The sequence below is a fragment of the Microvirga sp. 17 mud 1-3 genome (assembly GCF_003151255.1).
Lineage (GTDB): Bacteria > Pseudomonadota > Alphaproteobacteria > Rhizobiales > Beijerinckiaceae > Microvirga.
Genome location: NZ_CP029481.1, coordinates 4,030,071 through 4,041,854 on the forward strand (window position 1 = coordinate 4,030,071; position 11,784 = coordinate 4,041,854).

Consider the following 11,784-nt stretch of genomic DNA (forward strand, 5'->3'; position numbering starts at 1 on the left):
ACCGGACGCTCGCGCTGCATGCCACGTCGCCGCCCGAGGGTCCAGAATGCCGTCCGCGTCAGCTCATCGCATGTCCCCTCCCGCCTCATCCCCCCATGTCGCCGTCATCGGCGGCGGCCCGGCCGGCCTCATGGCCGCCGAAATCCTGGGCCGCGCAGGCGTCGCCGTGACGGTCTACGACCGGATGCCCTCCCTCGGGCGTAAGCTCCTCATGGCCGGGCGCGGCGGGCTGAACCTCACCCATAGCGAGGATTTTTCGTCCTTCATCGCCCGCTATGCGGAGGCCGCGCCCGCCCTGCGCCCCCTGATCGAAGCCTTCACGCCCGACGACCTGCGGGCCTGGAGCCGCGGCCTGGGGCAGGAGACTTTCGTGGGATCGAGCGGACGGGTCTTTCCCAAGGCATTTAAGGCCTCCCCGCTCCTGCGGGCCTGGCTCAGGCGGCTCGACGGCCTCGGGGTGCGCTTTGCCCTGCGCCATCGCTGGGAGGGCTGGGACCCGGAGGGTCGGCTTGTCTTTTCGACGCCGGACGGCGGGCGCACCACCGTGGAGGCGGATGCCGCCATCCTGGCGCTCGGCGGCGCGAGCTGGCCGCGCCTCGGCTCCGATGGGGCATGGGCTCCGCTTCTCGAGGCGCAAGGGGTCGCAACGGCTCCCCTCCGGCCCGCCAATATGGGCTTCACGGTGGAATGGTCGGAAGCGATCCGCAGTCGGTTCGAGGGGGAGCCATTGAAGCGGATCGCCCTCGCGTTCGAGGGCCGGCGCGTCCGGGGCGAGGCCATCGTCACGGCCGCCGGGATCGAGGGCGGCGCCATCTATGCCCTGTCCGCCCCGTTGCGCGACGCGATCCTGCGTGACGGCCACGCTACCTTACGGATCGACCTGCGCCCCGACCTGCCCGTCGAGGCCCTGGCAAAGCGGCTGTCCCAGCCCCGGCGCGGGCAGTCCCTCTCCACCTTCCTGCGCAAGGCGGCTGGCCTGCCGCCCCTGGCCGTCGCGCTGCTGCGGGAGGGGCAGACGGAGCTGCCGGCGGATGCCTCGGCCCTGGCAGAGCTCATCAAGGCCGCGCCCCTGACCCTGACGGGCCTCCAGCCCCTGGAGCGGGCCATCTCGACGGCGGGCGGGCTCCCCTTCGCGGAACTTGACGAGACCCTCATGCTGCGGCGCCGGCCCGGGACCTTCGCAGCGGGCGAGATGCTGGACTGGGAGGCGCCGACCGGCGGCTACCTGCTCCAGGCCAGCTTCGCGACCGGGATCGCGGCGGCCCGGGGCGCCTTGCGATACCTGCGGATTCCCGATGCCGCATTGACCCCGCCCGGTCCATCGGCCACACGGCATCCGTGATCGACCCGCAACAGATTCTCCACGACGTCTTCGGCTTCCCGACCTTCCGCGAAGGGCAGGAGGAGATCGTGCGCGCGGTCCTGGCGGGCGAGGACATCCTGGCCGTGATGCCCACGGGCGCCGGCAAGTCCCTGTGCTACCAGTTGCCGACGCTCGCCCGGCAGGGCCTGACCCTGGTCGTCTCGCCCCTCATCGCCCTCATGCGCGATCAGGTTGCGGCCCTGCGCCATTTCGGCATCGAGGCCGGAAGCCTGAACTCGGCCAACGACGCGGAGGAGAACCGCCGCGTGAGCGAGGCGATCCGCGACGGGCGCATGCGCCTGCTCTACGCCTCGCCGGAGCGCCTGGCGAATACGGGCGCTCCGGAATGGCTCGCCCGGGCAGGCGTCGACCTTCTGGCCATCGACGAGGCCCATTGCGTCTCGCAATGGGGCCACGATTTCCGGCCCGAATACGCCATGCTCGGCGAGGTGCGGCGGCGGCTGGGCGGTGTGCAGACTATCGCGCTCACGGCCACGGCCGACGTGGCGACGCGCGGCGACATCATGGACCGCCTGTTCGAGACGGAGCCACGCCTCTTCATCCACGGCTTCGACAGGCCGAACCTCCGGCTCGCCATGCAGGCCAAGGAGAACACGCGGCGTCAGCTCTTCACGTTCCTCGACAAGCACCGCCACGAGAGCGGGATCGTCTATTGCTCGTCGCGCAACGCCACCGAGAAGATCGCCGATTCCCTGTCCCAGGCGGGCTACCGGGCCCTGCCCTACCATGCCGGTATGGCACAGGACGACCGCGCCAAGAACCAGGACATCTTCCTCCAGGAGGACGGGATCGTCATGGTGGCGACCGTCGCGTTCGGCATGGGCATCGACAAGCCGGACGTGCGCTTCGTCGCCCATGCGGCCCTGCCGAAATCCATCGAAGCCTATTACCAGGAAATCGGCCGCGCGGGTCGCGACGGCGCCGCCGCCGATACGCTGACCCTTTACGGCCTCGACGACATGCGCCTGCGCCGGCTGCAGATCGAGGAGAGCGAATCCTCCGACGAGCAGAAGCGGGTCGAGCGTCAGCGGCTCAACGCATTGGTCGCCCTGTGCGAGGCGCCGCGCTGCCGCCGCCAGACGCTCCTCGCCTATTTCGGCGAGACCACGGAGCCCTGCGGCAACTGCGATCTGTGCATCGACGGCGTCATGTCCTTCGACGGCACCGTGGAGGCGCAGAAGCTCCTCTCGGCCATCGTGCGCACGGGCGAGCGCTTCGGCACCGAGCACCTCATCAGCATCGTGGTCGGCGAGGAGACCGATGCGGTCCGCCGCTTCGGCCACGGGCAGCTCAAGACATTCGGGGTCGGGGCCGACCGCTCGAAGACCGAATGGCGCTCGCTCCTGCGGCAGATCTATGCCGCCGGCCTCGTGAGCCTGGAGCTTACCGAATACGGACGCTGGACGATCACCGATAGCGGTGTCGCGGTGCTCAAGGGGCAGGAGCGGATCGAGCTTCGCTCCGACGTGCTGATGAAGCCCCGCGACCGCCGCCGCCGTCGGGCCGCCATCGAGGCCCATGCGGCCGTGCCCGGAGACGATCCGCTGCTGATGGCCCTGAAGGCCCTGCGCACGCGCCTTGCCAAGGAAGAGGGCGTGCCCGCCTACGTGATCTTCTCCGACCGAAGCCTCATCGACATGGCCGCCCGGAAGCCCACGACCCTACGGGCCTTCGGCGAGATCCACGGCGTCGGCCAGGCCAAGCTCGACCGCTACGGGGATGCATTCCTCGAGGTGCTGAAGGAACACGCGGACTGAGCCTGCAGGGGGTATCTGTCATTCCGGATTGCCGTCAGGCAAGTCCGGAACCCATAAACACCGGCGATTCAGAATGAAGAGCAACGGCAAACGCTGCGCTTTCTCCTGCATCGTCAGCGGTTATGGGTTCCGGGCCCGGCCAAAGGCCGTCCCGGAATGACGGGGAGCCACCACTTCACCTCTCCCGTGCGGGAGAGGGAGAGGCGCGGGGAGAGGTCGCGCTCAAGCCGCTGCGCGTCGCTCGTCCGCACCGACATCGATCCAGCGGTCCTCATGGGCGCTGCGGGCGATGGCGTCGACCGTCCGCTCGATGCGGATGCCGTCCTCGAAATCGAGGATGTAGGCCTCCTCGCCCGCGATGCGCCGGATGAGTTCGCGGCATTCGATGATCTTGAGATCGTTGAAGCCGAGGCCGTGGCCGGGTGCGGGAATGAACTTGTCATAGGGCGGATGCTGGGGACCCGTGAGAATGGTGCGGAAGCCTTGCGTCTCTTTCGTGCCGTCGGCCGTATAGAGCTGCACCTCGTTCATGCGCTCCTGGTCGTAGACGACGCTGCCTCTCGCGCCGAAGATCTGCAGGAAGATGCGGCCCTTGCGCCCCCAGGCGGAGCGGTTGAGGGCGATCAGGCCCGAGGCGCCGTTCTCCAGCTCCATGAGCACGGTCGCGATGTCGTATGTTTCCACGGCGCGGCGGCCGCCACCCTGCAAGGGCCGGTCCGCGTAAGGCTTCGTCATGTGGCCGCACACGCGCCGCACGCCGCCGAGCAGGACGCGCAGGATGCTCAAGGGATGGACACCGAAATCGTCGAGCGCCCCATGGCCCGAAGAGGCTTCGCTCTTCCAGTAGAAGAGATCCTCCGGGTTCGCCATGAAGTCCTCGTCCATCTCGAGGCGCACATGGTTGACCTCACCGATCTGCCCCTCGTCGAGGATGCGGCGGATCAGGCGAATGACTGGGTTCTGGATATAGTTGTAGCCCAGCACCGCCACGCGCGTCGAAACCCGGGCGGCCTCCCGCATCCGCTCTGCATCGTCCAGCCTCACGGCCATGGGCTTCTCGCACCAGACATGCTTGCCGGCTTCCAGCGCTGCGATTGCCATCTCGGGATGAAAGGCGTTGGGCGTCGTGATCGACACCACGTCGACGGCGGGATCCTCCACCAGGGAGCGCCAGTCGCCCGTCGCCCGCGCGAAGCCGAGCTCCCGGGCCTTTTTCTCGGCAAGCTCCTTTGAGGCCTCCGCCAGCACCGCGAGGTGCGGCCGCTCCACATCGCCGAAGACCGGCGCGACCGAATTCCAGGCCAGTGCATGGCACTTGCCCATGTAGCCGGTGCCGATGAGGCCGATCTTGAGTGCTGTCATGTCACACCATGCCGCCCAGTTCCTCCGACACGGCCTGCAACTCCTTGCCGCCGGCCATGAGGTTCTGCAGCTCGTCGATCTGGATGTCGGATTTATTGTAGGTGCCGAGCGTCTTGCCGCGGTTGAGCACTGTGAAGCGATCGCCCACCGCATAGGCGTGGCGCACGTTGTGGGTGATGAAGATGACCCCCAGGCCCTTCTGGCGCACCTGGTGGATGTATTTCAGCACCATCGATGTCTGCGCGACGCCGAGCGCCGAGGTCGGCTCGTCGAGGATCAGCACCTTGGCGCCGAAATAGACCGCGCGGGCGATAGCGACGCATTGGCGCTCGCCGCCCGACAGCGTGCCGACTGCCTGGTTGGGGTCGCGTACGTCGATGCCGATCCGGTGCATTTCCTCGCGGGTCACCTCGTTGCAACGGTCGAAATCGATATGGCGGAAGGGCCAGATGCCGCGGGTGGGCTCGCGCCCCATGAAGAAGTTGCGCGTCACCGACATGAGCGGGATCATGGCGAGATCCTGGTAGACAGTCGCGATCCCGGCATCGAGCGCGTCTCGCGGGCTCGTGAAGGAGACGTGGCGGCCCTCCACGAGGAACTCGCCGCTCGTCGGCCTGTGCACGCCCGCGAGGGTCTTGATGAGGGTCGACTTGCCGGCGCCATTGTCGCCGAGCAGGCACATGACCTCGCCCCGATTGACCGTGAGCGACACGCCCGAGAGCGCGATCACGGAGCCGAAATGCTTTACCAGGTTGCGGATATCGATGAGAGGAGCCGTGTCGGTCATGTCAGCGCTCTCCCGTTACTTTCCGGCGGATGAAGTTGTTGAACAGGACCGCGAGCAGCAGCATGGCGCCGAGGAAGACCTGGAACCAGTCCGAGTCGAAGCGCGTGTAGGTGAGCCCGATGGACACCATGCCGAAGATGATGGCGCCGAAGAAGGCGCCGATGGCCGAGCCATAGCCGCCGGTGAGCAGACAGCCGCCGATGACGGCCGCGATGATGGCCTCGAACTCCTTCTGGAAGCCGCGCCGGGAATCGGTGGAGCCGGCATCGAGCACCGTAAGAATGGCCACGAGCGCGGCCGCGCAGGCCGTGAGCATGAAGAGCACCGTCTTCACCCGGTCGACGGGAACGCCCGAATTGCGCGCCGCGTTCGGATCCCCGCCCGCCGCGAAGATCCAGTTGCCGGCTCGTGTCCTGAGCAGGATCCAGGTGGCGACGGCCGCAAAGAGGACGAACCATATGATCGACACCGGGACGCCCGTGACGGTGGGCGTGCCATTGGGGAATTTGCCGATGACGTCGTGGGCCGCGAGCCAGGCGAAAAGGCCCTCGAGGGCATTACCGGAGAAGATCTCACGCACGAAGCCCTCGCCCGCCCTGTCGCCGATGCCGCGCATCTGGGTGGATCCTCCGGTCGCCCATTTCAGGCCGACGAGGGACAGGCCGCGCAGGATGAACAGGAACGCCAGCGTGACGATGAAGGACGGCAGCTTCGTGCGGATGACGATCTGCCCGTTGAGCCCGCCGAGAAGAGCCGCGACCACGAAGGTGGCCGCGATGGCGAGGAGCAGCGGCCACCCGGTGAGGGTGAGGAACGAGCCGAAGATCAGGCCCGCAAAGGCCACCATCGAACCGATGGACAGGTCGAACTCGCCGCCAATCATCAGGAGCGCCGCCGCGATGGCCAGGATTCCGAGCTGGGACGCGGGCGAGAGGATGTTCATCAGGCCCGCCAGCGTGAACATGGACGCATCGGCGGTCGAGAGAAAAAAGATGGTGACGAGGACCAGGCCGGCCAGGGCCCCGAGCTCGGGCCGGCGCATGATCCTGGTGAGGAGGGACACGTCCTTCAGGCGCTCGTCCTGTGCCGGCCGTGAGGCGGGACCAGGAGGAACCGGAGCGATCGGCGCGGTCGGATGGCTGACGTCCGTCATGGGACCCTCCCTTCTGGACAGGAACCGGAAACGAAAAGGCCCGCGACCATAGCCGCGGGCCCGGGAAAGAGGCTCAGCGGATGCCCTTGGCCGAGAGTTCGACCGCCTGGGCGGCCTTGTCCTTGGTGACAAGGTTCGGACCGGACGGGACGTTGCCGCCGGGGACCAGGCCATACTTCGCATTGAGGGCCAGGAAGACCACCGGCAGGTAGCCCTGCAGATATTGCTGCTGGTCGATGGCGAAGGCCGCCTCGCCGGCCGCCACGGCCTTCAGGAAGTTCGCCGAGAGATCGAAGGTCGCAACCTTCACGGAGCCTGTCTTGCCGGCCTCCTTTGCGGCCGCGACGGACGGCTCGCCGGACAGGGAGGCATTGAGCGCCACGATCGTGTCGATGGAGGCGTCCGATGCCAGTGCCGCCTTCACCTTGGCGCGGACGTCGGCCGGGTCGTTGGTGACCGGCAGCACGGTCACCTTGCCGCCGAAGCCCTCGCCGAAGCCCTTGCAGCGCAGATCGAGGGAGACGTTGCCGACCTCGTGATTGACGCACAGGCCGACCTTGCCGCCCATCTCCTTCAGCTTCGCGCCGGCGATGCGGCCGGCATCGGCTTCGTCCTGCCCCACATGGAGCAGAGCACCGAGCTTCTTCGACACATCGGAACCGGAATTCATGGAGATCACCGGGATCCCGGCCGCGACGGCCTTCTGGATCGATGGGCCGAGGGCCGAGGCATCCGGGATCGAGACGACGAGGCCCGCCGGCTTCTGGTTGACGGCCGCGTCGATGAGCTGGCCCATGGCGACCATGTCGAAGGTCTCGGGCGCCCGGTAATCCACCTGGACCTTCATGTCCTGCCCGGCGGCGCTGACGCCGTTCTTCACCACGGACCAGAACGGGTCGTTGGCCTGTCCGTGGCTGACCACGATGATGCGGGTATCCTGCTGCGCCGCGGCTGGAGCGGCGGCCGCGAAGGTCATGGCTGTAGCGGCAGCAAGACCGGCAATGAACGATTTCATGGACTTTCCTCCCATAAGGACTCGTTTCCCGCCACGGCCGGAGACCCGGCCGGACGGTGAGTGTGACGGCTTAGGCGCCGCGCCATGGAGTTCCGCAGAAGGCGACCAAACGATTCGACGGGGCGAATCCTTGGCAAGCGCGGCGTTTCCTCTGCCAGTCGGATCGCCCTGGCGGAACGATCGAACCTTTTGTTTTTTCTTGTGGAATTTTTATTCCATTTCAGGCGGATCGGTGTCAAGGTCTCCTCCTGCCGACAGAGATAGGGCGAAGGAGGAGCGGAAAAAGCATGGAGGCCCCAGCGCAGACGGCGCCCGATGCCGCTCCGGAGGATTACGAGAGCCTCAAGCTCCTCCTGCTCAGACGCCGCGAGACCCTGCCGAAGCGCCTGAAGCAGCTGGCGGCCTTCGCGCTGGAGCATCCGGAGGAGATGGCCTTCGGCACGGTGGCGGGCATCGCCGAACATGCGGGCGTGCAGCCCTCGACCCTGATCCGTTTCGCCAAGAGCCTCGGCTATGACGGGTTCTCCCACCTGCAGCAGATCTTCCGCGACCGCCTGAGGGAACGCTTTCCCGATTACCGGGAGCGCCTTCAGGGCCTGCGCGCTTCCAGCGGCCCCCATGTCCAGACGACCGCGCTCCTCGACGGCTTCACGGAGGCGGCGGCCGTTTCCCTGGACCGCATGCGCCGCTCCGTGGGCGCGCAGGACTTCTCCCGCGCCGTCGCGACCCTGGCGGAGGCGGACACGATCTATCTTCTGGGCGCGCGGCGGGTCTTCCCGGTTTCGGCCTATTGCGCCTATGCGTTCGGGAAGCTGCGGATCCGCTCCATCCTGATCGACCACATCGCCCAGCTCGGCCCGGAGCAGATGGCCGCGGCGGGCGAGCGGGACGCGGTGCTCGCCATCAGCTTCACGCCCTATGCGCCGGTGACCGTCGATCTGGCGGCAGCAGCGGCACGGCGCGGCATTCCGGTCGTCGCCATTACGGATTCGGCCTTCTCGCCCCTGGTGGGCAGTGCGGATGTATGGCTCGAAGTGGCGGAGGCGGATTTCGGCGCCTTCCGATCCCTCTCGGCCTCCTTCGCGCTCGCCATGGCGCTCGTGGTCGCGGTCGCCGAGAAGCGGGCACAGAGCTGAAGACGGTCTATAATGGAAAAGGCCGGGACGTGCCCGGCCTGAAACATCTCATCTTTCAAGCGGCCTGGAGCCGCACTGCTCAGAGCCGCACCGGCTGACCGGACTTCGCCGATTCCGTGGCCGCGTCCGCGAGGCGCTGCGCCTTGAGGCCGTCATGTCCCGTCGGGTCGCAGGCGGTGCCCTTCTTCACGGCGGTCAGGAAGGCGCCGAGCTCGTCCCGATAGGCTTCCGCATAGCGCTCCAGGAAGAAGTCCTGCACCGGATCAGCCGCGATGCCGGAGGCGGTCGCCACCTCCACGGTCGTGCGGTGGACGTTGCCAGCGCGGATCATGCCCTTCGAGCCATGCACCTCGACGCGCTGGTCGTAGCCGTAGGTGGCGCGGCGGGAATTGGAGATCTGCACGATGCGGCCCTTGGCGGTCTTCAGGAGCACCGCCGCGGTATCCACGTCGCCCGCCTGCCCGATGGCCGGATCCACCAGGGAGGAACCGACCGCATGGACCTCCACAGGCTCGTCGCCGAGCAGGAGGAAGCGGGCCATGTCGAGATCGTGAATCATCATGTCCCGGAACAGGCCGCCGGAGGTCGCGATGTAGCTGACCGGCGGCGGGCCGGGATCGCGGGACAGGATCGTCACAAGCTCGACCTCGCCCACCTCACCATCGGCGAGACGGCGGCGCAGGCTGGCGAAGTTCGGATCGAAGCGGCGGTTGAAGCCGATCATCAGGGGCGTGCCGGCCTTCTCGACCGTGGCGAGGCAGCTCTCGATCCGGGCGCTCGAAAGATCCACCGGCTTCTCGCAGAACACCGCCTTGCCGGCGCGCGCGCCGCGCTCGATCAGGTCCGCATGGGTGGTCGTCGGCGTGCAGATGAGGATGGCATCCACGTCCGTGCGCTCGACGATCGACTCGAGGGACGAGACCTCCGCCCCCGTCGCGGCCGCGAGCTCCTGCGCGGAGGGCCCGTGGGGATCCGCGACCGCCACGAGGCGGGCGTCCGGATGGTTGGCGGCGTTGCGGCCGTGAATGCGGCCGATGCGGCCTGCGCCCAGAACGGCGATCCTGATCATGATGACCCCGAGATGTTTTGCCAGCTTAAAGCAAGTTTGGAATTGATGTTCCAGACCAAGCTGCTAATAGAATAAACATTCCATTGCCGCAAGGGTCCGCCAGAGACCTTCCCGGCCCGCGGGCCGGTTCGGGAGACATATCATGAAGCCGCTTCTGGATGTCGTCACCATTGGCCGCTCTTCGGTCGATCTCTACGGCCAACAGGTCGGCGGTCGGCTGGAGGACATGGCCTCCTTCTCCAAGGCGGTCGGCGGCTGCCCGGCCAACATCGCCATCGGCACGGCGCGGCTCGGCCTGAAATCGGGCCTTGTTACGCGCGTTGGCGACGAGGCCATGGGCCGCTTCATCCGCGAGCAGATGGAGCGCGAGGGCGTCGCCACGGACGGGATCGTCATCGACAAGGAGCGGCTGACTGCCCTGGTGATCCTGGGCGTGCGCGACGAGGACTCTTTCCCGCTCATCTTCTACCGGGACAACTGCGCCGACATGGCCCTGACCGAGGACGACATCGCGGAGGATTTCATCGCCTCCGCGGCCGCCATCGTCGTCACGGGCACGCATTTCTCCCGCGACAACACCGCAGCCGCCCAGAAGAAGGCGATCCGCATCGCCAAGGCGAACGGGCGCAAGGTGGTGTTCGACGTGGATTACCGCCCGAATCTCTGGGGCCTCCTCGGCCACGGGGCGGGCGAATCCCGCTATGTGCGCTCCGACGCCGTGACCGAGCACCTGAAGCCCATTCTCGCCGATTGCGATCTGATCGTCGGCACCGAGGAGGAGCTTCACATCGCGGGCGGCTCGGAAGATACGCTGGAAGCCATCCGCGCCATCCGCGCCATCTCGACGGCCACCATCGTGTGCAAGCGCGGACCGATGGGCTGCGTCGTGTTTCCGGGCGCGATCCCGGGCTCCCTGGACGAGGGCGTGAAGGGGCCGGGCTTCCCGGTCGAGGTCTACAACGTGCTGGGTGCCGGCGATGCGTTCCTGTCGGGCTTCCTGCGCGGCTGGCTGAAGGACGAGCCCATCGAGACCTGTTGCGCCTATGCCAATGCGAGCGGCGCCTTCGCGGTCTCGCGCCTGCTCTGCTCGCCCGAGATCCCGAGCTTCCCCGAACTGCAGCACTTCCTGAAGACGGGCAGCCGCCACAAGGCGCTGCGCTTCGACGAATCGCTCAACCACATCCACTGGGCGACGACGCGCCGTCCCGGCCCCGACAGCCTCATGGCGTTCGCCATCGACCACCGCATGCAGCTCGAGGTCATGGCCAAGGAGGTGGGGGCCCCAGTCGAGAAGATCAGCGCCTTCAAGGTGCTGGCCGTGCAGGCCGCCGCGCGGGTCGCGGACGGGCGGCCGGGATTCGGCATGCTGCTCGACGGCACCTATGGCCGTGAGGCCCTGTTCCGCGCCGCCGATCATCCCTTCTGGATCGGCCGGCCGGTGGAGCGCCCCGGTTCGCGCCCCCTCGATTTCGAGAATGGCGGCAGCCTCGGCGCGCAGCTCGTCGAATGGCCGGTCGGCCACACCATCAAGTGCCTGTGCTTCTACCACCCGGACGACCCGCCGGAGCTGAAGGCGCGCCAGGAGCGCGAGCTGCTCCGCCTGCACGATGCCGCCCGGCGGATCGGCCGCGAGCTCCTGGTGGAGATCATCGCCGGGAAGAACGGACCTCTGCGGGCGAACACCATCCCGACGGTGCTCCAGCGCCTCTACGATCTCGGCATCAAGCCGGACTGGTGGAAGCTCGAACCCCAGACGGATGCATCGGCCTGGCAGGGAATCGGCGAGGTCATCACTCGCAACGATCCCTATTGCCGCGGCATCGTTCTGCTCGGGCTGGAAGCACCCGAGGAGGAGCTCGAGGCCGCCTTCGCGGCCGCCGCGAAGGAGCCATGGGTAAAGGGCTTCGCGGTGGGGCGCACCATCTTCAACGACGCCGCCCGCCGCTGGCTGGCGGGCGAGATCGCCGACGAGGCCGCCATCGCGGACATGTCCGGGCGCTTCCAGCGTCTGGTCGATGCCTGGCAGCGCGTTTCAGCGCGTGCAAAGGCCGCCTGACGGCCCGAATTCGGGGTCGGGCCTTGACCGCCCGGCCCGATATCCTCTGGACTGAAGATCCTTTC

9 protein-coding genes are annotated in these 11,784 nt (G+C 67.5%); 4 read left to right on the forward strand and 5 right to left on the reverse strand.

Annotation, left to right across the window (positions count from 1 at the left end; genetic code table 11):
* The first annotated feature begins 70 nt into the window (after positions 1-70).
* Together C4E04_RS18895 and recQ are read left to right on the forward strand one after the other, a co-directional pair.
* Entirely contained in the window at positions 71-1,342 is a 1,272-nt protein-coding gene (locus tag C4E04_RS18895) for a TIGR03862 family flavoprotein (RefSeq protein ID WP_109599954.1), read from the forward strand.
* Positions 1,339-3,141: a DNA helicase RecQ gene (gene recQ / locus C4E04_RS18900; RefSeq protein WP_109599956.1), complete on the forward strand. Its 1,803-nt coding sequence runs from the start codon at positions 1,339-1,341 to the stop codon at positions 3,139-3,141. The genes C4E04_RS18895 and recQ overlap by 4 nt, the downstream gene beginning before the upstream one ends.
* A 222-nt stretch (positions 3,142-3,363) precedes the next feature.
* Here the strand turns inward: recQ and C4E04_RS18905 are convergent, their stop codons facing one another.
* From C4E04_RS18905 to C4E04_RS18920, 4 genes are all read right to left on the reverse strand, one after another.
* On the reverse strand, positions 3,364-4,503 hold the full coding sequence (locus C4E04_RS18905; RefSeq protein ID WP_109599958.1) for a Gfo/Idh/MocA family protein: 1,140 nt from the start codon (positions 4,501-4,503) through the stop codon (positions 3,364-3,366).
* Position 4,504: 1 nt separating this feature from the next.
* Complete coding sequence (locus tag C4E04_RS18910) at positions 4,505-5,290, reverse strand: ATP-binding cassette domain-containing protein (protein WP_109599960.1); 786 nt, start codon at positions 5,288-5,290, stop codon at positions 4,505-4,507.
* Between the two features lies 1 nt (position 5,291).
* The gene (locus tag C4E04_RS18915; RefSeq protein ID WP_109599962.1) at positions 5,292-6,443 is read right to left on the reverse strand and encodes an ABC transporter permease; all 1,152 of its coding nucleotides are present in this window, start codon (positions 6,441-6,443) and stop codon (positions 5,292-5,294) included.
* Positions 6,444-6,516: 73 nt separating this feature from the next.
* Positions 6,517-7,458 (reverse strand): sugar ABC transporter substrate-binding protein, encoded by a 942-nt coding sequence (locus tag C4E04_RS18920; protein ID WP_109599964.1) that lies wholly within the window; start codon positions 7,456-7,458, stop codon positions 6,517-6,519.
* 287 nt (positions 7,459-7,745) lie between these two features.
* On the opposite strand from C4E04_RS18920, the gene C4E04_RS18925 reads away from it, so the two are divergent.
* A complete protein-coding gene (locus tag C4E04_RS18925) occupies positions 7,746-8,594 on the forward strand; it encodes a MurR/RpiR family transcriptional regulator (protein WP_109599966.1) in 849 nt (282 codons plus the stop codon).
* 79 nt (positions 8,595-8,673) lie between these two features.
* On the opposite strand, the gene iolG is transcribed toward C4E04_RS18925, so the two are convergent.
* Positions 8,674-9,663 (reverse strand): inositol 2-dehydrogenase, encoded by a 990-nt coding sequence (iolG, locus tag C4E04_RS18930; RefSeq protein WP_109599968.1) that lies wholly within the window; start codon positions 9,661-9,663, stop codon positions 8,674-8,676.
* Between the two features lie 142 nt (positions 9,664-9,805).
* Between iolG and iolC the strand changes: the two genes are divergently transcribed.
* Positions 9,806-11,719, forward strand: a complete 1,914-nt coding sequence (gene iolC, locus C4E04_RS18935) for a 5-dehydro-2-deoxygluconokinase (RefSeq protein ID WP_174219295.1) — start codon at positions 9,806-9,808, stop codon at positions 11,717-11,719.
* Positions 11,720-11,784: the final 65 nt, after the last annotated feature.